This window comes from Saccharospirillum alexandrii (assembly GCF_043641555.1).
Taxonomy (GTDB): domain Bacteria; phylum Pseudomonadota; class Gammaproteobacteria; order Pseudomonadales; family Natronospirillaceae; genus Saccharospirillum; species Saccharospirillum alexandrii_A.
The window spans coordinates 237,902-262,300 of sequence record NZ_JBHZRJ010000002.1; the positions used below are offsets into that span (position 1 = coordinate 237,902).

At 56.7% G+C, this 24,399-nt stretch carries 23 protein-coding genes; 4 read left to right on the plus strand and 19 right to left on the minus strand.

Features of this window, described 5'->3' with window-relative positions; translation table 11 throughout:
- Nucleotides 1-112: 112 nt before the first annotated feature.
- Genes dsbD through ACHUE7_RS06940 form a run of 3 tightly spaced genes read left to right on the plus strand, consistent with a single transcriptional unit; the run spans nucleotide 113 to nucleotide 4,025 of the window.
- Complete coding sequence (dsbD, locus tag ACHUE7_RS06930; protein ID WP_394169336.1) at nucleotides 113-1,936, plus strand: protein-disulfide reductase DsbD; 1,824 nt, start codon at nucleotides 113-115, stop codon at nucleotides 1,934-1,936.
- A gap of 11 nt (nucleotides 1,937-1,947) precedes the next feature.
- Nucleotides 1,948-2,616 carry a response regulator gene (locus ACHUE7_RS06935; protein ID WP_394169337.1) on the plus strand — a complete coding sequence of 223 codons (669 nt, stop codon included), beginning with the start codon at nucleotides 1,948-1,950 and terminating at the stop codon, nucleotides 2,614-2,616.
- Nucleotides 2,613-4,025: an ATP-binding protein gene (locus ACHUE7_RS06940; RefSeq protein ID WP_394169338.1), complete on the plus strand. Its 1,413-nt coding sequence runs from the start codon at nucleotides 2,613-2,615 to the stop codon at nucleotides 4,023-4,025. The genes ACHUE7_RS06935 and ACHUE7_RS06940 overlap by 4 nt, the downstream gene beginning before the upstream one ends.
- Before the next feature lie 59 nt (nucleotides 4,026-4,084).
- On the opposite strand, the gene ACHUE7_RS06945 is transcribed toward ACHUE7_RS06940, so the two are convergent.
- The 4 genes from ACHUE7_RS06945 to ACHUE7_RS06960 form a co-directional block, all read right to left on the minus strand.
- On the minus strand, nucleotides 4,085-5,818 hold the full coding sequence (locus tag ACHUE7_RS06945; protein ID WP_394169339.1) for a potassium/proton antiporter: 1,734 nt from the start codon (nucleotides 5,816-5,818) through the stop codon (nucleotides 4,085-4,087).
- 94 nt (nucleotides 5,819-5,912) lie between these two features.
- Nucleotides 5,913-6,662, minus strand: a complete 750-nt coding sequence (locus ACHUE7_RS06950; protein WP_394169340.1) for a hypothetical protein — start codon at nucleotides 6,660-6,662, stop codon at nucleotides 5,913-5,915.
- Nucleotides 6,663-6,743: 81 nt separating this feature from the next.
- Nucleotides 6,744-7,400, minus strand: coding sequence for a response regulator (locus ACHUE7_RS06955; protein ID WP_394169341.1), 657 nt, complete (start codon nucleotides 7,398-7,400; stop codon nucleotides 6,744-6,746).
- Complete coding sequence (locus ACHUE7_RS06960) at nucleotides 7,397-8,554, minus strand: sensor histidine kinase (protein WP_348475294.1); 1,158 nt, start codon at nucleotides 8,552-8,554, stop codon at nucleotides 7,397-7,399. The genes ACHUE7_RS06955 and ACHUE7_RS06960 overlap by 4 nt, the downstream gene beginning before the upstream one ends.
- A 137-nt stretch (nucleotides 8,555-8,691) precedes the next feature.
- Here ACHUE7_RS06960 and ACHUE7_RS06965 point away from each other — a divergent pair, with 137 nt between their 5' ends.
- A complete protein-coding gene (locus ACHUE7_RS06965) occupies nucleotides 8,692-9,951 on the plus strand; it encodes a tyrosine-type recombinase/integrase (protein ID WP_394169342.1) in 1,260 nt (419 codons plus the stop codon).
- Here the strand turns inward: ACHUE7_RS06965 and gorA are convergent.
- The 15 genes from gorA to ACHUE7_RS07040 all read right to left on the minus strand — a co-directional run bounded on the left by gorA (nucleotide 9,948) and on the right by ACHUE7_RS07040 (nucleotide 24,340).
- Nucleotides 9,948-11,342, minus strand: a complete 1,395-nt coding sequence (gene gorA / locus ACHUE7_RS06970; protein WP_394169343.1) for a glutathione-disulfide reductase — start codon at nucleotides 11,340-11,342, stop codon at nucleotides 9,948-9,950. The two genes, ACHUE7_RS06965 and gorA, sit on opposite strands and share 4 nt — an antisense overlap.
- Before the next feature lie 127 nt (nucleotides 11,343-11,469).
- Nucleotides 11,470-12,126, minus strand: coding sequence for a GNAT family N-acetyltransferase (locus tag ACHUE7_RS06975; RefSeq protein ID WP_394169344.1), 657 nt, complete (start codon nucleotides 12,124-12,126; stop codon nucleotides 11,470-11,472).
- A gap of 104 nt (nucleotides 12,127-12,230) precedes the next feature.
- Nucleotides 12,231-12,728 carry a type II secretion system protein GspM gene (gene gspM, locus ACHUE7_RS06980; RefSeq protein ID WP_394169345.1) on the minus strand — a complete coding sequence of 166 codons (498 nt, stop codon included), beginning with the start codon at nucleotides 12,726-12,728 and terminating at the stop codon, nucleotides 12,231-12,233.
- Nucleotides 12,725-13,984, minus strand: a complete 1,260-nt coding sequence (gene gspL / locus ACHUE7_RS06985) for a type II secretion system protein GspL (protein WP_394169346.1) — start codon at nucleotides 13,982-13,984, stop codon at nucleotides 12,725-12,727. Before gspL ends, gspM begins: the two co-directional genes overlap by 4 nt.
- Before the next feature lie 16 nt (nucleotides 13,985-14,000).
- Complete coding sequence (gene gspK / locus ACHUE7_RS06990) at nucleotides 14,001-14,960, minus strand: type II secretion system minor pseudopilin GspK (RefSeq protein ID WP_394169347.1); 960 nt, start codon at nucleotides 14,958-14,960, stop codon at nucleotides 14,001-14,003.
- Nucleotides 14,950-15,666 (minus strand): type II secretion system protein GspJ, encoded by a 717-nt coding sequence (locus tag ACHUE7_RS06995; RefSeq protein WP_394169348.1) that lies wholly within the window; start codon nucleotides 15,664-15,666, stop codon nucleotides 14,950-14,952. Before ACHUE7_RS06995 ends, gspK begins: the two co-directional genes overlap by 11 nt.
- On the minus strand, nucleotides 15,663-16,037 hold the full coding sequence (gene gspI / locus ACHUE7_RS07000; RefSeq protein ID WP_394169349.1) for a type II secretion system minor pseudopilin GspI: 375 nt from the start codon (nucleotides 16,035-16,037) through the stop codon (nucleotides 15,663-15,665). Before gspI ends, ACHUE7_RS06995 begins: the two co-directional genes overlap by 4 nt.
- Complete coding sequence (locus ACHUE7_RS07005; protein WP_394169350.1) at nucleotides 16,027-16,590, minus strand: prepilin-type N-terminal cleavage/methylation domain-containing protein; 564 nt, start codon at nucleotides 16,588-16,590, stop codon at nucleotides 16,027-16,029. The genes gspI and ACHUE7_RS07005 overlap by 11 nt, the downstream gene beginning before the upstream one ends.
- Entirely contained in the window at nucleotides 16,587-17,042 is a 456-nt protein-coding gene (gspG, locus tag ACHUE7_RS07010) for a type II secretion system major pseudopilin GspG (RefSeq protein WP_394169351.1), read from the minus strand. The genes ACHUE7_RS07005 and gspG overlap by 4 nt, the downstream gene beginning before the upstream one ends.
- Before the next feature lie 6 nt (nucleotides 17,043-17,048).
- The gene (gspF, locus tag ACHUE7_RS07015; protein ID WP_394169352.1) at nucleotides 17,049-18,260 is read right to left on the minus strand and encodes a type II secretion system inner membrane protein GspF; all 1,212 of its coding nucleotides are present in this window, start codon (nucleotides 18,258-18,260) and stop codon (nucleotides 17,049-17,051) included.
- Nucleotides 18,261-18,262: 2 nt separating this feature from the next.
- Nucleotides 18,263-19,756, minus strand: coding sequence for a type II secretion system ATPase GspE (gspE, locus tag ACHUE7_RS07020; RefSeq protein ID WP_127555359.1), 1,494 nt, complete (start codon nucleotides 19,754-19,756; stop codon nucleotides 18,263-18,265).
- A 136-nt stretch (nucleotides 19,757-19,892) separates the two neighbouring features.
- A complete protein-coding gene (locus tag ACHUE7_RS07025) occupies nucleotides 19,893-22,064 on the minus strand; it encodes an ATP-binding response regulator (RefSeq protein WP_394169353.1) in 2,172 nt (723 codons plus the stop codon).
- Nucleotides 22,065-22,357: 293 nt separating this feature from the next.
- Nucleotides 22,358-23,284 carry an electron transfer flavoprotein subunit alpha/FixB family protein gene (locus ACHUE7_RS07030; protein ID WP_394169354.1) on the minus strand — a complete coding sequence of 309 codons (927 nt, stop codon included), beginning with the start codon at nucleotides 23,282-23,284 and terminating at the stop codon, nucleotides 22,358-22,360.
- Nucleotides 23,281-24,033 carry an electron transfer flavoprotein subunit beta/FixA family protein gene (locus ACHUE7_RS07035; RefSeq protein WP_127555356.1) on the minus strand — a complete coding sequence of 251 codons (753 nt, stop codon included), beginning with the start codon at nucleotides 24,031-24,033 and terminating at the stop codon, nucleotides 23,281-23,283. The genes ACHUE7_RS07030 and ACHUE7_RS07035 overlap by 4 nt, the downstream gene beginning before the upstream one ends.
- Before the next feature lie 118 nt (nucleotides 24,034-24,151).
- Complete coding sequence (locus tag ACHUE7_RS07040; RefSeq protein ID WP_394169355.1) at nucleotides 24,152-24,340, minus strand: hypothetical protein; 189 nt, start codon at nucleotides 24,338-24,340, stop codon at nucleotides 24,152-24,154.
- Between the last annotated feature and the right edge of the window lie 59 nt (nucleotides 24,341-24,399).

The following is a 24,399-nucleotide window of genomic DNA, read 5'->3' on the forward strand; positions in this document are numbered from 1 at the left end:
GTTAGGCAGTCAGGATGAAGCCAATTGCTTAAGGCTTTCTTAAGAGCCGCTTAAGATTTGCTTAAGGTTGCGCAGTGATGATGGGGGAATCACCCAGTTGGAGATTCCGTTCATGACCTCAGCCTCTATTCGATGGGCAATCGTGCTGCTGATCACGTTAATGTCGTTTGCCATTGCCGAAGAGTTTCTCTCACCGGACCAGGCCTTCTCGCCTTCGATTACTCAAAGCGATGACCATCCCGGGCGCTTTGAAGCCCAGTGGGACATCGCCGATGGCTATTATTTGTATCAGTCGCGAATCGCGCTTTCGGTTAACGGAAAGGCGCTTACACCCACCTATATCACCCTCCCGGAGCTGAAGCAGGATCCCTACTTCGGGGAGGTGGATGTCTTTCATGAGCAGGCCGTTATGCAGGCGAACTTGCCGAACAACAACGCTCAGCCTCTCGAGTTGAGCGTGCAATACCAGGGGTGTGCTGAAGAGGGGTTGTGCTACACGCCACAAACCCGAACGTTCACAGTCATCGGTGGTAAGGCTCAACCGTCACAGGTTAACGTGATGACTGAGATGCCGGCAGTGACGGTCACAGGTGAACAGAATTCCGGCGCCCTTGCTACCTGGATGGCCTCGGCCAGTACACTCTGGATCATTGGAACCTTTTTTGTACTCGGTTTGGGCCTCACCTTTACGCCCTGTGTTTTACCCATGATCCCGATTCTGGCTGGCATCATTGCCGGTCAGGGCGAGCAAATCACCACCCGCAAAGGTCTGAGCTTGTCACTGGCCTATGTGCTCGGAATGGCCACCACCTACACACTGGCTGGTGTGTTGGTCGGGTTTTTCGGTGCTCGGCTCAATCTGCAAAGTGCGCTGCAGAATCCTGTCGCACTGAGTATCTTCGCCGGCGTATTCGTCATGCTGTCCCTGGCCATGTTTGGCTTTTATGAACTTCAGGTGCCGGCTTTTCTGCGCAATCGTCTCAGCCGGGTCAGTCAAACTGATTCGGCAGCATCCGGCGGTGCTGGCCGATATGCCAGTACAGCCTTAATGGGACTGGTATCTGCCCTGGTTGTCTCGCCCTGTGTCTCGGCACCACTGGCCGGTGCTCTCATCTATATCAGTACAACCGGCAACGCCTGGCTCGGCGGCGGTGCTCTGTTTGCGCTTAGCCTTGGCATGGGTGCTCCCCTGTTATTGGTTGGTGCGGGTGGTGGGCGGCTGTTACCAAAAGCAGGAATGTGGATGGTGGCCGTTAAGAACTTTTTCGGAGTGGTGCTGCTGGCCATTGCCATCAGCCTGGTGGCACGCTTTGTTCCCGGCCATCTCAGTCTGGCGCTGTGGGGCCTGCTGGCGCTGGTTTACGCCGCTCATGTCGGTTTAGGGGGCTCGGTGCAGACCGGTTGGCAGAAAACCCGGCGCGGGCTTGCGGCGGCTCTGGGCATCTATTCAACCAGCTTGTTGTTGGGCGCGATGGCCGGTCATACTGACCCGTTGCAACCTCTGGCGGGCATGAATTATACGGCTGGACAGACGGGCGACCGTGTCGAATCGGAAACTTTGTTTCAGCGCACGGCCAGTGTCGACACGCTAACCGCTCAACTGCTCACTGCGCAATCCAGAGGCCAGGTCGCGGTGTTGGATCTCTATGCTGACTGGTGCACCAGTTGCCAGGAAATGGAAGACAAGGTGTTTAGCCAGACCAGTGCCCAGCGTTACGCCGGCGACATCCGCTTTCTCCAGTTGGATATAACCCGCAACAATGCCGAACAAATTGAATTTCTGCAGCAACACGGACTCTTTGGCCCGCCCGCCCTGCTCTTTTTTGATAAAGCCGGGAATGAGCAGACCCAGCTGCGTACACTGGGCGAAATCGACCTTGAACAATGGCAGGTGCAATTGCAAACTCTGCAGAATGCAGGCACTCGCCCACTCTGAGTGATGATTTCATGCGGTTACTACTGATTGAAGACGATGCATCACTGCGGGAAGGCATTCGCACGGCACTCAAGTCTGAAGGGTACACCCTCGACTGCCTGTCAGACGGTCTTCAGGCAGTTCACGCCCTACAGCATGAGGTGTTCGATCTGGTGCTGCTTGATCTTGGCTTGCCCGGCCTGGACGGTTTGTCGGTCCTGAAGGCATTGCGTGCGGGAGGGAAAGCGACACCTGTGTTGATACTGACTGCTCGTGATGCCGTCACTGATCGTATCACAGGGTTGGACAGTGGCGCCGACGATTACCTGATAAAGCCGTTTGAGATAACCGAACTCAAAGCCCGCATTCGAGCCCTGCTTCGCCGCAGTGCTGGCCGGGCTAATAGCCAGCTGGACCTGGGCATTCTGCGGCTGGATTTAAACAGCCAGGCGGTGTTTTATCAGGATGCACCAGTCAGTCTGACACGACGCGAGTTCGCCCTGCTTCATGAGTTGGCCCATCAGCCAGGGCATGTCTTCACACGGGATCACCTTCAACAGCTTCTGTATGGGTGGGATGAAGACGTTGAGAGCAATGCGTTGGAGGTGCACATCCATCATTTACGCAAAAAGCTGTTCCCGGGGCTGATTCGTACATTACGCGGCGTGGGGTACGCACTTGATAAGGACGCGAGGCCATGAAACTGAGGTCCATCCGCACGCGAACCCTGGGTGCCGCACTCATTTTATTTCTCGGCGCCAGTGCGTTGATGGCCTGGACCAGCTTTAACGATGCCGCTCACGAAGTGGAAGAGCTGTACGACGCTCACCTGGCTCAGCAGGCTCGTATTTTGAGCAAGCTGATTACGGGCCTTAACGATACGCCGTTGAGTCAGGTCGAAAAGCTTCGTCTGCTCAGCACGCTGGAAGAATTGAATACGCTCGAGGAAAACCGCGGTGGTCACCCCTATGAGAGTAAAGTGGTCTTTCAGGTCTGGCAGGATGGCAACCTGATTTTAAGATCCTTTAATGCGCCGGCAGAACAACTGACCAACATCACCTCAGGCTACGCTGATGAACTGGCCAGTGGTGACCAGTGGCGAATCTTTGTGCTGCCAGGATTGAATGGCCAGAACCGGATCCTGTTTGCCGAGCGTCAGGATGTGCGGGGTGAACTGGTAACCAAAATCGCTCTGCGCAGCCTATTGCCAGAGCTGCTGGGGGCGCCTCTGCTGGCTTTGCTGCTATGGCTCGCCATAGGTTATGGGTTAAAGCCGCTGGAAAAACTGGCGGAGGACGTTCGTAACCGGGATCCTCGTTCATTGAACCCTCTGCCTGAAGCCAACTTGCCAGCTGAACTGGCGACCATTCAGCAATCGATCAATTTCCTCCTGGCACAAATAAAGGACATGCGTGAACGGGAGCAACATTTCATTGCGGATGCCGCTCACGAGCTGCGCACCCCCATGTCAATCCTGAGCTTGCACACCCAAAATGCACTGGCCAGCATCGATGAAACGGATCGCCAGGCATCTCTGGTGGCATTGAAAGCTGGCATCGAACGCACGACCCGGGTCGTTTCCCAGCTCTTGACGCTGGCTCGCCTCGAACCGGATAGCCCATCCGCTAAGACAGAGATCGACCCCCTGGCCGTTAGCCGACAGGTACTTGCCGGGCTGGCGCCACTTGCCTGGCACCAGAGCACCGAACTGCTTTTGCGAAACGAAGAAAGTACCGGATGGTCCCTGACTCTCGAGCCCGGCAGTCTGGATATTTTGCTGCAGAATCTGGTTGGTAACGCTCTGCAACATGCCGGGAGAGGAGGCAAAGTCGAAGTGCTTTGGCAACTGGGGACAGGAGGTCTGGAGTTAACGATTCAGGATAATGGACCCGGCGTGAGCGATGCTGACAAACACTTGCTGTTTCAACGCTTCTACCGGGGTGGCGGGGAACATTCAGGCGCTGGGCTGGGTTTGGCCATTGTTGCCCGCATTGTTGAGCGACACCAGGGAAAGTTGACACTGTCTGACACAGAAAATGGCGGATTGACCGTCACAGTCTTCTGGCCGGAGTTTCCAGACAAGGGCGTGTCAGTGATGTCGCTAGGGTGAGCCGGGCACGGTCTTACGACCCGTTGTCTATGGCGTTCTAAAAGAAGGCCATAAGCGGGTTATCCATGTTTTTTGGAACCCAGTTTCAAACCAATGGCCTGAATGGCATCGCCCTCCATTTGGCGAATGGTCAGACGCAAGCTTCCCAATCGAATCCTGTCCCCCTCAACAGCGTGTTTGCCAAGCCGCAACTGCAGAAGCTCGGCTACTGTCATCGACTGTTCTGTTGGCTCAGCTTCAATACCATAGGACTTCACCAGATCATCGACCAGTGCTTCAGGCCGGATCACGAATTCGCCGTAGAAATTCTGAGCCGTCAACATGCCTTGTTGTTTTTGACCGCTGAATTGTTTCGCCACGTCATCGACGTCTTCCGTGTGCAGCAGCATCCAGACCCGGTCTCCCACCGTGAACCGAATGGCACCGTCAACATCCATCGGGCGTTTGTCTCGAATCAGGGCAACACATTGAGGGTTGGCGCTGTCGTTTTGGTTGGCGTTAAAAAATGGCGACAAGACCGGTGCATTGGGCTGTACGACGAATTCATCGACTTCCAGGGACAGGTCGGCTTCGTTAAGCAAGGCGTGGCGGTTAACCGGGGCCGGTGGTGCGGGAATCAGGACATTCAGCAAACGCGCAACAAGAGGTACTGTCGTTCCCTGTATTAACAGGGATACCAGCACTACGGCAAAGGCAATGTCGAACAGTAACTGGGAGTTTTCCAGGCCAGACATCACCGGATAAACCGCCAGAATAATCGGCACGGCGCCGCGCAAGCCCACCCAGCTGATGTACCAGCGCTCCTGCCAGCGAAACCGGAACGGCAGCAGGCAGAGAACGACGGCCAGTGGCCTGGCGAACAGGATTAAAAAAGCAGCAATGGAAACAGCGGCCAGCGCGTTGTCGAGCATGTTGGCCGGGCTAACCAGCAGCCCAAGAATCAGGAACATCCCCGCCTGAGACAGCCAGGCAAGCCCGTCCATAATTTGTGAAACCGACTCCGGTGGCTTGGTTTTGGCATTACCGACGACCAATCCAAGGAGATATACGGCCAAAAAGCCGCTGCCGCCGAGGCGGTTGACGCCAGCGAAAACGACAAGACCAAAGGATACAATCAGGATTGCGTAAAGGCCCTCGGCCAGATGCAATCGTTTCAGCAAGGCGACCAGTAACCACCCGCCGAGCACGCCAATGGCACCACCCAGCAGGAATTGAAGCAGAACCAGTTGCAGCAGGGAGCCGACCGTAAACTGCGCGGAACCGGTCAGCAACTCAATCATGATCACCACCAGCAGAATGGCCATCGGGTCGTTGGCACCCGATTCGATCTCAAGCGTCCCCCCTACCCGTTCATTCAGCCGAATGCCGCTGTTGCGCAGCAGATTGAATACCGCAGCCGCATCGGTAGAACCGACAATGGCACCCAGCAAGAGGCCATAGCGCATATCAACCCCGAGCAACCAGGTGGCAAACAGCCCTACCCCGGTGGCCGTCAGGATTACCCCGGCCGTGGCCAGCGTAACCGAGGGCCAGAGTGCCGCCCGGAAGGTACTTCGCTTGGTGCGCATGCCGCCATCCAGCAAGATGACCGATAACGCCAGGTTGCCGACCAGAAAAGCCAGATCGAAGTTATCAAAGGGAATGCCGCCCAGGCCGTCTTCACCGGCGAGCATTCCGACACCCAGAAACAACAGCAGGAACGGCAACCCGAGCCGCACCGTCAGTGAGCTGGCAATGATGCCAATCAGCAGCAGCAAACCTGCTACTAACAAAAATGTATTGGTGTCGACCATCGTAGCCGTCGTTTCCTTGGCGTGTTAGTGAGGAGGCGGGCGCGAACCCTTTCTATAGCCGGGAATCGGCCGATTGTGCCTGTCGCTGGTTTAATCAGAGCTCATTATCAGGGATGCGTCCAGCCCCGACAGCATTCTGTGTAATCGGTTTGGCGGTTAAATAAGCCGTCGCTGGTTTGCCCAAATGAATTTGATTCCAGACCAGATCTTCAATAAAGCGTTCCTTCAGCATCTGAGCCTTGTGCCGGTCCGGGTCTCGCTGGTACCACTGGAAGGCAATTCGGCAAGCCGTCGCCAGGCTCCGGTCATTGCGTGCTGCGGTCAGGTACTGGTCTGCGTTGGCGATTAGATCAAGTTCGGTCCAACTGGCCAGCGTCTGCTCCAGGTCGGTCTTCAGGGTCTTCTGGGCATGGGCTTCAAGATCAGCGACCATGGCTGGCAATGCGTCTACCAGGGCGTCGCTTAACGTGGCAAAGCGCCCTGCCCGCGCCAGTTGTTTTAACCAGTGATGGGCCTGAGTAGTGAGCGTCAGGTTAACTGGAGATTGCGCCAGGCGTTTTTCTCGCCGGCGACGACGACGCGCAGACAACGTTTTTCGCAACCGGTCCCAGTCTGGGCGGTCGAGGTTTTGCTCAAGCAGGGTTTGCAATGCATCGCAGTCCGGGTGCGTCGGCGACTGAACATAGCGACACTGATGCAGGCGCTCGGTCAGATGGGCCAACCCCTGCTGATGAACGGGGTGTGCCTCGTCCAGCAACCAGCCAGGCTGGGAAAGCTGATATTCAAGCCAGTCGAGCGTATCGAACCAGTCGTCAGGCGTGATGTGAAAGCGTGGACGGGCCATATTGTCTACACGGTAGATTCTATTGCGTCAGTATCGCGACTTTCACCTGAGGGTACAACCCCCTGGTCTGCCGGCCTTGATTCAGATCAACCCCAGCTCCAATGCTTTCAATACAGCCCGGGTACGATCCCGGACATTCAACTTGGCGAGGATATTGGACACGTGATTCTTGATAGTGCCTTCGGATTTGAAGATGGCCCGTGAAATCTCCTTGTTGCTGTAGCCACCGGCCATCAGCCGGACAATTTCAATTTCCCGCTGCGTCAGCGGTTCCTGAATCGGATCTCGTTCTACCTTGCTTTGGGTTTGCAACTCGGTAAAGCCTTTGAGCACCCGTTCGGTGACAGCGGGCTGAATCAGCGTTTCACCACGATGCACGGCATCGATCGCCTCGACCAGGCTTTCCAGTGAGACATCCTTAAGCAGAAACCCGCGGGCGCCTGCCCGAATGGCACTGAGCACCAGTTCATGGTCATCGAAGGTGGTGAGGATGATGACCGGTATGGCACTGCCCTGCGCGGTCAGCGTTTTGAGCGTTTCAATGCCGTCCAGACGCGGCATTCGAATATCCATCAGAATCACATCGGGGGTGAGTGTGTTAAGGGCTTCCAGTGCTTCCACGCCGTCGCTGGCCTCGCCAAGAATCTCGATATGTCCGGCCAGCTGCAGCAGTGATTTGATGCCTTCACGCACCAGGGTCTGGTCATCAACCAGCATTACGTTAACTGACTCGCTCATAGCGACTCCATAACAGGGATGGTGATATTAAGTTTGAAGCCGGCACCGGAGGCGACATCCAACTTGCCCTTGAGCGCTTCAATGCGTTCGCGCATACCTCTGAGCCCGGCGCCTTCGCGCCAGTCGAGCTGGCAGCCGCCGTTGTCGGTAATGGTGAGCACAACGTCATTGACGCCATGTTGCAGGTCGATGTTCATCTCGCTGGCATTGCCGTGTTTCAGGGTATTGGTTACCGCTTCCTGGATACAGCGAAACAGGGCCTCCGCTACTTCGATGTCGGCAACACTGATGTTGTCGTCCAGGCGCAGGTTGATCTGCAACCGGGGAATCTGGGAGATCAGTGCTTCGAGCGCCTCTTTAAGGCGAATGCTGGAGTCGCCGCGCATTTCATGCACGGTATTGCGCACATCGGTCAGTAACAGGCGCGACAGCTGGTGGGTTTCCTCAATGCGGGTGCGAGTTTCCCCTTCTGTGGTATGCGTGAGGTACTGCAGCTTGAGAATCAGGGCGGTCAGATGGTGGCCGAGGCCATCGTGCAGATCCCGGGCGATGCGGATGCGCTCGGTCTGTTTGGCCGACTCTTCCAGCAAGGCCTGGGTAGCCAGTAACTCCCGGTTCAGAATGGTGATCTGATCGCGTGCTTCCTGCTCCTGAATCACCCGTTGGCTCATCAGCAGGGCGAATACGTGGAAGGCAGCGCCCAGCGCTGTCCAGATAATGGCATCGGGCTCACCCCAGATAAAGGCCAGATCGATCAACACCAGTACCAGTACCGTCAGGTAGGAGAACGTTCTGGACATCAGAAACGGCAGTTGCGCCGCCAGGGAAACGCTTAAAATGGCGATAACCCCGGATTCAGCAACAAAGCGAATGCCCAGCACCGCCAGGAACTGCACGGCAAAGGATAGCTGCCGGATACGGGTGTCCATGCGCTGGTATTGCTGCTCTCGGGTGGTGTAGAAGAAGCCAACGATAAAAAGCAGTAACAGGGCCACTATAACAAACAGCCGAATCTGCCCAGCCTCGGTATTGGCCGGCGCGTTGCTCAGCGTCAGATAGCAGACAATCGCCCAGGCGATATAGCCCATAACACCTTCCAGCGATTGCGTCAGCCGGTGCACCGGTAAGCCATGTCGGGATGTGAATCGATTCATGGGGCTAGTGTATCCTGTGTGCCGCGCAGCGCCCACATCCGAAGGTCACCTTGTCAGCTCCGGTGCGAGACGCGCATACTTTGATGATTGAAACCAAATTCTGGTCAGTTAACCGCGATGCCTGAGGAGAACCTCTGTTGAACGCCCCCTACCCGGCCCCCACACCGGTGTTTGATAACCTGTCTGAAATGGGCAATCCGTTTCGGGACCGGGTGGAGACCGGCGATGTTTTAGATAAAGCAGCCCGAATTGACGCTGCGCTGTTGCAAGCCGACTTGCAGCGATCGACCGAATTTCTGTACAGCTATCGTGGTAGCCCGGATACCTTTGCCAGCTACCGCCGGGAAATTGAGCGCTTTGTTCAATGGTGCTGGCTGATTCAGGGGCTGAGGCTGGCGGAGGTGCGGCGTCAGCACATCGAGCAGTTCATTGAGTTTTGCCAGAACCCGCCCCGCCACTGGATCGGCACCAAAAGCGTCGCGCGGTTCATCAATGCGGGCGGCGAGCGCGCCGTCAACCCGCAGTGGCGTCCTTTCGTGGCGAAGGTATCAAAGCGCGATCACAAACTGGGGGTTTCTGCAGACCCGAAAGCCTATGTTCTGAGTCAGGGGGCGCTTCAGGCAATTTTCTCGGTCTTGAGCACCTACTTTAATTATCTGATTCAGGAAGAACATGTTGAACTCAATCCTGTGGCCCAGATTCGCCAAAAGGGCAAGTTTCTGCGTAAACGCCAGGGGTCGCAGGCGATCCGCCGCCTGTCAGAGGCCCAGTGGCATGAAGTGCTGAATGCGATGGACCAGGCCATGCCGGAAGACCCGCCCCGCTTCGAGCGCGCACTGTTCATCATGAGCTGCCTGTTCGGTATGTATTTGCGCATATCGGAACTGGCCGAATCGGACCGCTGGCAGCCCAGCATGGGCGATTTCCGGCAGGACAGCCAGGGCAACTGGTGGTTTACCACCGTTGGTAAAGGCAACAAAGAGCGTGATATTTCGGTTTCCGACGCCATGCTGGATGCTTTGCGCCGGTTTCGGGGCTTTCTGGGAATGACGCCGTTGCCGTTACCGGGCGAATCGAGCCCGCTGATCCCGAAAATTCGCGGCAAGGGTGGTATCAGCAGCACCCGGCAGATCCGCTTTATTGTTCAGGACAGTTTCGACCGAGCGATCGAACGACTCAGATCCCAGGGCGAGCCCGAAGAAGCCGATGCGCTGCAGGCGGCCACCGTGCACTGGCTGCGGCACACCGGCATCTCAGAAGACGTAAAAATGCGTCCCAGGGAACATGTGCGAGATGACGCAGGCCATGGCTCCAGCGCCATCACAGATCGCTACATCGATGTCGAACGCCAGGCACGCCACAACTCAGCCCGGGGCAAGAAAATCAGCCCGGTTTAATCGTCTTCACTGTCTCTGCCGATGATTCTGGCCGGAGAACGCATGGTGACGAATTCTTCTGCGGCGGTTGGGTGAATCCCAATGGTGTGGTCGAAGTCATCCTTGGTAGCACCGGCGGTCATCGCTACCGCCAACCCCTGAATGATTTCACCGGCACTCTCGCCCACCATGTGAGCCCCTATCACCTTACGCGAGTCGCAATCGACCAGCAGCTTCATCAGCGTGCGTTCCGGGTTACCGGAGAGGGTGTTTTTCATGGCCTTGAAGTTGGCCTGGTAGACTTCGACACGCTCGTAGCGCTTTGCCGCCTGGGCTTCTGTCATGCCCACCGTACCAATCGGGGGCTGGCAAAAAACAGCGGTGGGTATGAGATCGTAGTCGACGGGTCGTGGCGTGGATTCGCCAAAGAGGTAATCTGCGACGTACATCCCTTCTGCCAGGGCCACTGGCGTCAGCTGGATACGGCCAATGACGTCACCCAGCGCGAAAATGTGCGGCACATTGGTCTGATAATGGTCGTTCACCTCCAGGTGTCCTTTAGGGGCGGCCTCAACTCCGGCCTTCTCGATGTCCATGCCGTCTAACAAGGGGCGGCGTCCGATGGCGCTGACGACCAGGTCGGTTTCACGGACGCTGCCGTCTGACATAGTGACTCTGAACCGGCCTGATTCCAGCGCTTCTACCTTGGCGATGTCGCGATTGTAGAGCAACTGAATGCCCGCCTGCTCCAATTCGCTGGAGACGAACTCGCGAATGTCGTCATCAAACCCGCGCAAGACCGGCTCGCCGCGATACAACAAGTGGGTTTTGGCACCGAGTCCATTGAAGATGCCGGCAAACTCGACCGCAATATAGCCCCCGCCGATGACGATCACGTCTTTGGGGAAGGTCTCCAGATAGAAGACTTCATTGGAACTGATAATGTGCTCGGCACCTTCGACATCCGGCATAACCGGCCAGCTGCCGGTTGCGATCAAAATATGAGCAGCGCTAATCTGGCGGTCATCGACCGCTACTCTGTGGTCATCGATAAAGCGACCATGGCCGTGGATGATGTCTACCCCGGCACGGCTTAACAAGCCATCATAAACCCCATTTAACCGTTTAATTTCATTGGTTTTATTATCTCTCAGGCGAGCCCATTCAAACTCAGGCTTTTTATCTACCGTGTAGCCAAAACCAGCGGAATCTTTAAATGCCTGAGAGAATTCAGAGGCATAGACAAAGAGTTTCTTCGGCACACAGCCGACGTTAACGCAGGTACCACCCAGGTAACGGGATTCGATGATGGCGACTCTCGCCCCTTTTGTGGCTGCCATGCGAGCCGCCCGCACACCGCCGGAGCCGGCGCCAATAACAACGAGGTCGTAATCGTAAGATGGATTGGTCATAGTCATTCCCGGTTAAAACGTGAAAAACCCCGGCTAAACCGGGGTTTTTAGAGTTATGAGCTGCAAGCGGCGAGCTGCAAGTTCCTAACTTAAAGCTCGCGGCTCGCAGCTAACAGCTCTAAAGCCTTCAGGCCGCTTGTTCTACGTAATTGGGGTTGGCTCTGAACAGTACAACCTCAGTGAGGTCGTTACCCATTTTGATGTCGGCGAAGCGCTCGTAGCCGAGGCTTTCATAGAATGTCAGGTAGCGGGTGTTGCCAGTATCGAGAAATACGCCGATAGACTGGGCATCGTCACTGACCTGTTGATGCACGGCTTCCATCAGCAGGCGCCCGAGGCCCTGCTTCTGAAATTCGGGGTGGATACCGATAAGGCTGACGGTGCGATGCGCCTTGTTGGGCAAGCTGCTTTGAACGTCGTTGAAATACTGGATATACCGGCGGGTTCCTTCAAACCCGGCGGTCAGGGTCATTTTCAGGCGCCACAGGAACTGACGGGATATGTCCATCTTCAGTTCAACGTCACTGACGAAGGCCACGCCAAGTACCCGTCGATCCTGCTTGTGAACCACGCCCAATACCGTTTCGCCCCGCTCGAAATGGAGGCGAATCAGCTCCCGTATGGTCGCTCGGATTCGTTGCTTGTAACCTGGGCGACTGCTGTCTAGCAGGTACTTGAAGGTGGGTTCGTCTTTGTAGGAATGGTATAACAGCGACCGAGCCTGGCGACTGCAGCGTTCATCCAGTGCCATGAGTTCAACGTCGTTTAGATCAATAGTCGCCATACGGAATCCATACCCTCTGAGTTATTATGCTTTTATTGTTGACCATTGTAATGGTTATCGTCAGGTATCTTGCCAGTATTTAGTCGACGATGAAATGATCCAGATCAGCGACTGAAGCTGGCCTGTACCGAGACCTGCCCTGCACGGTCAGTCGCCTCAAGTGTCAGTTGCGGTGTGCCAATGCCCCTGGCTTCCAGGGCGCCCAGCCAGCGCATCAGGTTGGTAAAGCGCACGCTGTCGACCCGAACCCGAATCTGTTCACCGTCCGGTTCAAAGCTCTGGATGACCACGCCGAAACGGTTCGCCTGGTTGCGCACCTCGGCATTCAGAGACCCCCCTGCTGCTGGCCCCTGAGCGCTGCTTCCCGCAGAGGCCATGGCCAGCGGTGCTCGCTCGACCAGTTGCCGGAAGGTCTCTTCAGCGGCTCTAAGGTCTGACCGGGTTGACTCGCGCCAGTTAAGGGTTGGACCGATGATCCCGAACCAGAGCACCAGTAAGGCGCCGGTGACCAGCAACACCGACAAGGCGCGGCGATCACGCGTGGGCAAGCCTTGCCAGCGCAGGGCCAGGGGTTCGAACAGTGTGGTTGCCTGAAGTGTCATGATTGTACCTCCCGGGTGGCCCGGTAGCGGCCACGAACGGCATCCCGATCCTGACTGGCTGAATATTCGACCCGATAACCGGCTTGCTCGAGGCGACGTTTCAACTGTTCAAATTCGCCAAAGGCGTCGGATTCAGCGTCGCCATTACGGATGACGGTAAACAGCATTTCCCGCCGACTGGCCTGATACCGAAAATCTTCCAGTAACAGACCGGAATCGAGTGTACCGAGGGCATCCATGGCGGCAAGTACCGAACCGCCGCTGGCGTCATCGGGCTGCTGCAAGGCTTGAATCCGGTTGTCCAGCTCACGCACCATCAGTGGTTGCTGGATGCGTTTGTTCTGCCCGAATACCTGTTTAAACACGGTTTCACTGGCGGTCCAGGTCGAAGCGGCCTCGGCTTTGTCCTGCCAGCCCTGGCTGATGGTCAGCCCGGTCCAGACGGCCAGGGCAAAACCGGCAGCAAGGGCCGTTGGTACCCAGTACGCAGTGTGACTGCTGGATTTACGCAGTGCGAATGGCCCAGTCATCAGGTTTCCCTGATAGCGGCTATCGGCAACGGTTTCATCCCACTCCGGCAAGTCGGTTTCTGGCTTAACCTGCCAGTTGACGTCATCGCCCGCGGCTTCGAGCTCTGTTTTCAAGGTGCGCCCTAGGTCGTCGGCACTGCGGCTGGTCAGGGTAATTTGCAAGGCAGTCTCGTCCAGCCCCTGGCTGCGCTTCCACAATTCGAACCACTGCGAGAACCCATTCGGGTGGATCTGGTGCAATTCCCAACCGGCGCGGCAAAGCACCCTGCCAGAGGTAACGTCGATGCTGACATCCTGGGTTTCCGGCTTGCTGACCTGGCAATAGCCGGCATCGAAGGCCTGTACCAGCGTGAAGCCGCCTTCTGCCAGCGTCTCTTGCAGCTCGCGCAGACGCTGGGTTTCAATCACCACTACCGGCAGGCTGCCCTGGTTGGGTCTGGCCAGTGGAACGATGTGCAAGCTGTCGATGTCCTGAGCCAGCTGTTCTTCGGCGGCGAAGCGCAACACGGCCTCGGGAATTCGCCGCGCGCCTCCAGGCACCGATACCTGCAGCGCGGTAAAGCCCTGATGCGGCAGATACACCCGGGTAGTGACCGCATCGAGGTTCAGATTCTGACGCTCCAGTTGCACGTCGTCCCAACGGCCTTCATGAACCTCGGTAGAATCAGACCAGCGCCAGCGCAGGCGGGTGGGGTCTTGCCAGAAAATCGAAATCTGCACGTTCATGAATACTCCTGCGCAATCATAGGGGGTCGTCCTTGGTGGTATCGCCCGGTGTCCGGTTCGCTTCAGTGCTGGCCTGGGATCGGAGCACAACACGCGCGGTGTCGTCGTCACGCAATAGTTGGCTGCTCTGGGTCAGGGTTCGGCCATCGAGCGTAACTTCAGCAAATAAGGTGAACCAGTCGGACGCCACGGTCAGTTGGTCGTTTAACAGGGGGACTGGCTGTTCGTCTTCCTCTACCTGAAACACGGCCTGATTCAACAGATCATCAACCGATTCATAGGGTTCTTCCGTTCGTTCCTGAACAAACGTATCGACATCGCCTTCACTGAGATAAGGGGCAATGGTCATCAGTACCTCGGCCGGCGCCGTGTTAATGTTCAACTCGGTCTGCGGTGGCAAGGCAGCCACAAAAGGCTGCAAAGCAGCCAGTACATCCCGGTCTACAGATTTTAGCAACAGCAGCTCACTGCTGTCCGCCATTGGCTGAAAAGAGGGTGTATAAGGTGGCTCCTGGTCGCTGTAGTTGAATTCGGCACCACTGTCCGAATCGAACCAGTCGCTCAGTTCGTCGGCAATGTTCTCGTCGAGCCCCAGGGTTAACAGCAGCCGCTTCAACCCCGTCTGCGCGCCTTCCGGGTTGGCGGCTCCGGGATGCAGTGAATTCAGGTTAAACCGGCCCTGCAAGTCGTTCATTTCGAGGGAGATCACCCCCTGTTCTACTGGAAACGAGACGGCTGGCTGGTTCCAGAGTTCGCCCAGATGATCGGTTTCATTGTCTTTCCGGTCCAGTGCCAGCCCGACCCGCGCAATGTCTTCCGCACTGTCGATATAAGCCTGAGCCTGGCTCAGAAACAATGACTGATAGGCCCGTTCAATCTGAATTTTTTGTTCATACTGCAGGCGCGCAACGATGATCGCCAGCATGGCGAACACCAGTAACACCTGAATCAGGGCAAATCCGCGCTCAGTCTTCATTGGCGGTCTCCGATACCCGGTAACTCTGGGGCACTCTGACCAGTCGACGGATGGCATCGTCCTGCCCAGTCTGCAGTTCAAACTGTACAGCCAGTAAACGGGGTACGGTATCCGGGTCGAGCAGGCCTTCAGGTGGCCAGGTATCCTGCCAGTTTTGTTCCCCGCCGATCTCAACCAGAAATTGCCATTGTAGCGATTGCACCGGCCGCATCAGCATCTGGTGTTGCCATTCAAGGCGACCGTCGTCATCCAAATGCTGGCGCTGGCTGCGAATCAGGCAATAGTGGCGTTCCCTGGGCTGAGGTTGCTGGTTGTCATCCATATCGGGGCACAACTCACTGCCCTGCTCCGCCAACTGATAGCTGATGCGCTGCAGCGTTGACCGCTCGGTTTCCACGAAACGGCTCAGTGCCCAGCCGTTGCGGGTTAGGTACAGTGCATCCAGATCCAGCAGCATGGCATCCTGGTAATCGCCAAATGGGTCCCGGACCGGACGATCCGGCGACCACTGGTGCAAGTCTGTCACCAGGGTGCGAACCACGCGGGTCAGTTGAGAATAGTATTCGTTCTGGACGACCAGGGTGTCCTGAGTCTGACGTGATGCCTGCACCAGATAAAAGGTGCCAACGGCAAGAATGGCTGAAATGGCCATGGCGATAATCAATTCAATCAGGGTAAAACCGGAATGCTGGTTTGGAGCCGTCACGGGGTCGCTCCCAGCACCGCAATCAGAGCATCTACGGATGCATCACTGTCCGGCGGAAAGGCGCGCAGTTCAACCCGCCGTAAAAAAGGACCCAGCAATTCCATTTCAACCGCGGTTACCGTTACTTCAACGCGCCAGGTTTGATCGTTGAAATTTACCTGCTCGGTTTGAGTACCGGGGTCGGGCAACCCGGTCATGCGTAATTGGCTGAGCACGGTGTCGTTTACCCAGCGTGCCTGGGTTTGTTCCTGAATCTGCCGGGCGGACATCAGGTTCTGGGTATTGGCCAGTGAAACGGCCCCGGCCATTACCGCAAAAATAGCCAGCGCGACCATGACTTCAATCAGTGTAAAACCGCGTTCAGCGTTCATCGCGTAACACCTCTGGCCGGTTAAACCCATCGGCCCGCACCCGAACCTCGTCGTTAATACTGCTGGTCAGGCTCAGCGTCAGATCATAGGCCGGGGTATAGTCTTCAGAAGGCAGCAGAATCACGTGCGGCTCCAGAGCAAACTGCTCGGTTGGTAGCGCCTGATTGAGTTCAACCCACTGGTTTTCGAGCGTCAGGCCTAATTGGATATCCTCTGAAACGCCCCAGACTTTCTCGTCTTCATACAGCGACCAGACAATCTCCGGTTCGCTGAGCATCTCGTCGCCTTCACGCCATTCCAGCTGATAAACACCATCCTGAACAAAGATCAGGCCGCGCTCGCGGTTACTCAGCAAAACCTGATCCTGAATACGTTCCATTCGGTAGGCGTACTGACCCGCAGCTTGTTCCAGTTCCTGAACCGGGTCGTTGCCGGTCACCGCCAGTCTAACCGCGCCCGCCGCTATGCCGATGATGACAATCACCACCATCAGTTCGAGCAGCGAGAAACCCCGGGTTCGCTGGCTGCTGTGTGAGCGACGGATGGGTTTCATTCCGTATCGTTGGACGAAATATCCTGGTTCAGCTCGTCGCCGCCTGGCTGTCCGTCAGCACCGTAGGAAATCACCTCGAAGTTATTGTTGTTGTCATTGATGTAGGCGTACTCACTGCCCCATGGGTCAGTGGGTGCCTGACGCAAGTAAGGGCCGCGCCAGTTACGGGGTTCCGGATTACCGGATGGCTTGGTGACCAGCGCATCGAGCCCCTGGTCGGTCGACGGATAGTGCGAATTGTGCAGGCGGTAGGTTTCAAGTGCGTTCTCGATGGTCTTGATGTCCGTTTTGGCACCGGTGACCCGGGCTTCATCACCCCGACCGGTTACGTTGGGGACGACCAGGCCAAACAGGACGCCAAGAATAACCAGCACCACCATCAGTTCGATCAGCGTAAAGCCCTGTTGGTTAACCGGGCCCTGTTTGTGTGTATTCGGTTTGCGTTTCATCATCGTGTCCTAACCTACAAAGCTGTTCATTTCCATTATGGGCAGTACGATCGCCAGTACAATGATCAGTACAATGCCCCCCATCAACAACACCATCAAGGGTTCGAAGAGACCCAGAATGGTGGCGATGAGTTCCTTGACCTGCTGGTCCTCGGCATCGGCTGTGCGCTGCAACATGCTGTCCAGCTCACCACTGGCTTCGCCACTGGCGATCATGTGCAACATCATTGGCCGAAAGTGTCCGGCGTCGGCCAGGGCCTTGCCCAGACTGCCACCTTCCGACACCCGTAAAGCGGCTTCCTTTACGCGTGCCTGAATTTCAAGATTGGTCACCACCTCGGATGAGATGCGCATGGCCTCAACCAGCGGTACCCCGGACCCGGAAAGAATGGCCACCGTGCTGATAAAACGGGCGGTATTGAAGCCGCGCGAGACCCGGCCAATCAGTGGCAGGCGCAGCAGCACTCTGTGGGTAATCCGGCGCCGGCGCGGAGCCCGGTTCCAGAGCATCAGCGCGATCACCATAGCCACGATGACCAGGCACGACACCAGCCACCAGCTCTGAATCCACTCACTGGCGGCGAGCAACGCCCGCGTCGGCCCGGGCAGCGCTTCACCGGTAGAGGAAAACACCCCAACGATGTCGGGCACCACAGAATTGAGCAGAAACACCACGATGCCAACAGCGACCAGTGTCAGAAAGGCCGGATAGATGGACGACATCTGAACCTGTTTGCGGGTTCGCTGCTGGTCTTCCATGTAGTCGGCCAGTCGCAACATGACCCGGTCGAGGTGACCACTGTGCTCGCCGGCATCGACCGTTGCCCGGTAAAGCGGCGGAAAAGCCCTCGGAAAATCTTCCAGCGCCTTTGCCAGACTGTACCCCTCCATGACCCGGGCGCGAACTCCAAGCATTAGACTGCGCACCCGGGCTCGTTCGGATTGCTCCGCGACAGCCCGGATGCATTCTTCCAATGGCATGCCAGAGGCGACCAGTGTCGACAATTGCCGGGTCAGCAAGGCCAGATCGGCTACGGACACCGACGGGCCACCAAAAAGGCCGGCAGACCGGGACTGACGCCGTTGGGTCATCTCGACATCGACCGGGAACCAGCCTTTGTCGCGCAATTGCTGGCGCACCTGTCGACTGCTGTCTGCTTCAATCACGCCTTTACGGCGTTTGCCCCTGGCATCGAGCGCCGCGTATTCGAAAGCCGCCATACTCAGTAGCTCCGATACACGCGCAGTACTTCCTCAACGGTGGTAAGACCCTTCAGTACCTTGTCTTTTCCGTCTTGCAATATGCTCGGCGACAGCGTCCGGGCGTGGCGCTCCAGATCAATATCACCGGCGCGGTCGTGGACCAGCTGGCGCAAGCCTTCGTCTACCCGAATAAACTCATACAGACCCAACCGGCCGCGATAGCCTGTGCTCTTACAGGCCGAACACCCGGCGGCATGGTAGATGGTCGGCTTGTCAGTGGTCGAAATGCCCAAAAATTCGCATTCCGCTTCATCGGGCTGGTAAGGCGTTTTGCAATCCGGACAGAGGGTACGAACCAGCCGCTGGGAGACCAGGCCAATCAGACTGGAGGCCAGCAAAAAGGGTTCGATGCCCATGTCTTGCAAGCGGGTGACGGCCCCGGTCGCACTGTTGGTGTGCAGGGTCGATAACACCAGGTGACCGGTCAGACTGGCCTGGACTGCAATATCAGCCGTTTCATAGTCGCGAATCTCGCCGATCATCACGACATCCGGGTCCTGACGCAGAATGGCGCGCAAGCCTCGGGCAAAGGTCATATCGACCTTGGTGTTTACCTGGGTTTGGCCAACCCCCGGCAGACTGTATTCAATGGGGTCTTCCACCGTCATGATATTGCGGCTGTGACTGTTCAGCGACTGCAAGGCCGCGTAGAGCGTCGTGGTTTTACCAGAGCCGGTCGGCCCGGTAACAAGGATAATGCCATGCGGGCGCTGAATCAGATCGGTGATGGTTTTCAAATCGCGCGGGTTTAACCCGAGCTGGTTGACGTCCAGACGGCCCGCTTGCTTGTCGAGCAGACGCAACACCACCCGTTCACCGTGGTTGGAGGGAATGGTCGACACCCGCAAGTCCACTTCCCGGCCCGCAACGCGCAGCGCAATGCGCCCATCCTGGGGGACGCGTTTCTCGGCGATGTCGAGGCGCGACATGACTTTTATACGAGAGACCAGTAAGGGCGCCAGTGCCCGCTTGGGCTGCACCACTTCACGCAACACACCATCGACCCGAAACCGGATCGACAGGCGTTTTTCATAGGTTTCGATGTGAATGTCCGACGCCTGCTCGCGAATGGCTTCAGACAGAATGGCGTTGATCAGGCGAATGATGGGGGCATCGTCTTCCTGCTCCATCAGATCTTCAGTTTCCGGCACAGAGTCGGCCAGAGAGCTGAGATCCATGGTGTCACCAAGCCCTTCCACCATCTGCATCGCATCGTCAGAATCGGTGTGGTAGGCACGGTTCAGGTAGTCGGAAAATTCCTGTTCGTTCACCTGCATGTGCGGGAAGACGCCCTGCATCAGGCGCTGAGCCTCCTGCAAGGCATTCAGATTCACATCCGGCCGGTACAGCAGGCGTGGGCCATCTGCGTGGTCGTAATCGATCACCACACCATGGCGTTTGGCGAATGTGAATGGCAGGCGTCGTTCCGTAACGCCCTGGGGTACCGCATTCATTGCTGTGTCCTGTACTGAAGTCCGTTGTGTGCCGGTATCTTCGCAAGCGTCTTGCCTGCCCGATGCGTGAGTCCTGCCTTAACGACGGACGGTAACCATTTGAATTTGCGGAAGAATATCATTCATTCCGGGGGTATCAACCTACCCATCGTTGAATCAATGTGATCAGGTTCTCATAGGTAACCGGTTTGGTCATAAAATCGTCCATTCCGGCGGCCAGACAGGCCCGTTCCTGTTCCGGCGTGTCTTCTCCGGTCAGCGCGATGATCGGCAAATGGGTTCCAGTGCCCATCTCCCGTTGCCGGATGATTCGGGTCGCTTCCAGCCCATCCATGCGCGGCATCAGACAATCCATAATCACCAGATTGTAGGGGGGATCCTGAATGGCCTGTTGCGACGCTTCGAGACCGTTCACGCAGGTATCGACCTGCGCGCCCATACGACCAAGCAACCGCACCACCACTTTCTGGTTAACCATGTTGTCTTCCGCCAGCAACACGCGCACCTGATCACACCGGTACTCTGCCGCCGTGTCGACCCGGGTTGCCTCATGGGATTGCCGCAACATTTGCAACAGCTCATCCCGGGCGGCCGGTTTCTCTATAAACCGGAAGCCAAGGTCCAGATCCGCCAGCAAGCCGCGCTGCAACTGAGACGCATAGAGGAATACAGTGGTCTGTGGTGCTTCGGTTTGCAACCGGCTTTTTAGTAGCTTTACCTGTTCCAGATAACTTTGGGCGCGGGCGTCCTCGACGGGCAGGTTGATCAGGATAAAGTCGGTCGGCTGAATCGAATCGCCTTCGAGCAGTCGCTCCAGCGTCCAGGTGGATACCGTCATTTCCCAGCTGTAAAACTCGGCACTGAGCGCACGCTCGGTGACCGGGCTCAGATCGACCAGCGTAATGGACCGGCCGGCCATGTATTTGGCCGGTCTGAAGGAGCTGGCCTGCTGGGAACTGGCTTGAATGGGCAGTGAGACCACGATCTTTCTCAGATCCTGTTTCGACGATACGGTCAGCTTGGCATTCATCGATTTGAACTGCGCCGCAGCAACCATCAGGGTCAACTGGTCGGAGACGTCTTCGTCTTCGGGCAGGGTGTTCATATTGCGGTTAATGGCGGCGCGCAAGTCCTCGTCACTGACCTCGGTATTGATGAAATAGAAAGACAGCAACAGGTTGTCTTCACCCTGCTCAGTATCCCCGTCCATGGCAATGCGAACCGTAATTTCACCCTCTTCCGCGCTGTCGAGCGTAAAGTCCAGCAGGCGGCGAAAGGCATTCGACAGCCACTGCGGGTCGAGCTCTATGCGTTCGGGTACCGAGGGGTGATACAAATAGGCCAGTTCCAGGCCGTGCTCATGCGCCTTGCTGCCCATATCGGACAGAGCGTGCTCCAGCGTCTTGCGCAGGTTGAATACGATTGACTGAGGCACCCGGGACTGGTCCCGCTGTTCGATAAAGGCCTCGAGATCAGTCACCAGATCCAAAATAGACCGGCCACTGCGACGGGCAATACTAAGCATGCCCTGGTGTTCTGTTGACTGTTCATCATGACTGAGCATGCCCAACACACCCAGCAACCCGCTTAGAGGCGTTTTAACCCGGTGCAGCAACTGATTGACAAAGCGCCGGTTGGTGGTGGCCTGCAATACATTCTCTTCACGGGCTTCTTCGAGCGCTTTGAGGCGCATCTTGAGCTCGTGGTTATGCGTCAGAAAACTCCAGACTAGTTCCGAGACCCGACCCGCCGTACTTACCAGGTAGAAATACACGGCGATAAAGGCGATCCCCACCCAGACATGACCCGACGATTCCGCTCGGATCAGGTAATAAAGACCGATAGGCAGCAATAACACCGCGAGATACACACGAACCGTGCGGCCATACAGGGAGTAGACAAAGGTGCCGCCCGCTGCGACAGACAGGGTGTACAGCAGACCCAGCAAGGCAATCGGATGCTCGGGCCCGTCCAGCCGGTAAACCAGATAGGCCGTCCAGACGGCAGCGTGCAGAAAACCCGAGAGAATAAAGGTATCGCGCCAGCGAGCCGGGCCACGGGCGTACCAGTCAGAGAACTGGGCGATCATGATAAAACGCCAGGCGGCCATAATGACCAGCGCCAGACCAAACACATAGCTGGCATTAGGCGTTGGTCCCACGGCAAGCCATTGCCATTCCAGCAACAGAAACACCACAAAATGCAGGACGGCACTGGGCAGTCCCTGTCGACTCAGGGTTTCATCGATTCGCTTGAGAATGGCGCGATCTTTCTGGGCTTTGTGCTGTGGCGTAAAAAACCAACTCATAGATAGTCATCCGACGCCGCTGCGTCCTGCAAAGACCGCCACTATACCCTCTGTTGGCCCGCCGCCCAACCGTGAGGAGTCCAATTACTGCCTGGAGTCCGTGTCAGGCACCGGGTATACCTATCTGGGGTCGGCATGAACCCATCCATGGGGCCTAGACTTCGGCATCCATGCCTCAGACTTCCCCAGATAGGTACACCCGGCACCTGACACTCAGTTGGTTGCCAACTCTGAAACTTGAAATAAAAAAAACCCGGCAGCGCCGGGTTTCTGAATCACAATCAAACAATGCCTCAGAGCGCTTTTTCGAACTCGGGCAAAGCATCAAACAAGTCGGCAACGAGGCCGTAATCGGCTACCTGGAAGATAGGCGCGTCTTCATCCTTGTTGATGGCGACAATCACCTTACTGTCTTTCATGCCGGCCAGGTGTTGAATCTGACCTGAAATGCCGACAGCGATGTAGAGTTCCGGCGCTACGATCTTACCAGTCTGGCCAACCTGCATGTCGTTCGGCACGAAACCGGCATCCACCGCGGCGCGCGAGGCACCAACGGCCGCGTCGAGTTTGTCGGCCAGGGTGTACAGCAGTTTGAAGTTGTCGCCGTTCTGCATGCCACGACCACCGGAGACCACGATGCGGGCAGCGGTCAGTTCAGGGCGATCCGACTTGGCCAGGTCTTCACCGACAAAGGCGCTGATGCCTTTGTCGTGACCGCCGGTTACCGCTTCAACGGATGCAGAGCCATCCAGTTCGCATGCGTCAAAGGCGGTACCGCGCACGGTGATCACCTTGATGCTGTCGCTCGATTGCACGGTGGCAATGGCGTTACCTGCATAGATGGGACGTTTGAAGGTATCGGCCGATTCCACGCTGAGAATGTCTGAAATCTGCTCAACATCGAGCAGAGCAGCCAGACGCGGCATCATGTTTTTGCCGTTGGTCGTTGCCGGGGCCAGTATGTGGCTGTAAGACTTGCCCAGTTCAGCCACCAGGTCGGCCAGGTTTTCGGCCAACTGGTGGCTGTATGCCGCATCGTCGGCAAATAGAACTTTGTTGACACCAGACAGTTTGGCGGCTTCATCAGCCACGGACTTGGCGCCGGAACCGGCAACCAGAACATCGATATCGCCACCGATTTTAGCGGCAGCCGTGACCACATGGGACGTTACCGGAGCCAGCGATGCATTATCGTGTTCAGCTATGATCAGAATACTCATGACAGCACCTTCGCTTCGTTTTTCAGTTTGTCGACCAACTCGGCCACCGAGCCAACGGTAATGCCACCTTTGCGTTCGGCAGGTGGCTCTACGCTGAGCACTTTAACGCTGTTGCTGAGCGTTACGCCGTAATCCGCTGCGGTTTTCTTGTCGAGCGGTTTGCGCTTGGCTTTCATGATGTCCGGCAACTTGGCATAGCGCGGCTCGTTCAGGCGCAGGTCAGTGGTGATGATAGCTGGCAAATTCAGAGACAGGGTCTGCAAACCGCCATCGATTTCACGGGTTACCTGAGCCTTGTCGCCATCTATCAACAGTTGGCTGGCAAAGGTGCCCTGGGCCATGCCGGTCAATGCTGCCAGCATCTGACCAGTCTGGTTGTTGTCGCTGTCGATAGACTGCTTGCCCAGCAACACCAGGCCCGGTTGCTCTTCATCGACAATCGCCTTGAGCAGCTTGGCCACGCCCAGAGAGCTGGGGGCTTCGTCGGTGGTGATCAGGATGCCGCGGTCAGCACCCAGCGCCATGGCCTTGCGGATTTGCTCTTCGGCTTTGGCTTCACCGATCGACACGACCACGATTTCGGTGGCGGTGCCCTGCTCTTTCAGTCGCACGGCTTCTTCGACGGCAATTTCGCAGAACGGATTCATATCCATTTTCACGTTGGCCAGATCCACATCGCTGTTGTCTGGCTTGACGCGGACTTTGACGTTGTAGTCCACAACACGCTTTACCGGAACCAGAATTTTCATAGTGGTCTCGTGTCCTCATGGTCAGATGACCGTCGAATTGGCGGTCGAAGTTTGGGGTTGGCGGCTCACCATCAGGGCATTGCCCTGGCAACCACGCACGGCGGACATTTAATCCGTTTTAAACGAAAATTTCAAACAGTTGTTTTAATTTTTCCGGTTGAGCAGGTAAACTCGGAGCCAAATCGAGGTGGCGCCGCAGTTCTGTCTTTACCCAGACGGTGACCTGTACGCTCTCTATGGCGCCAAACCCGGTCATTACAATCGTATGCGAGTCACAGGTTGCGCGGCCGAGTACCGGTTTCGCCATCCCGTTTCCGTAAAGCCCAGTTACCGGGCCGTTCGCCCCGGTAATTCGTTCAGGAGGTC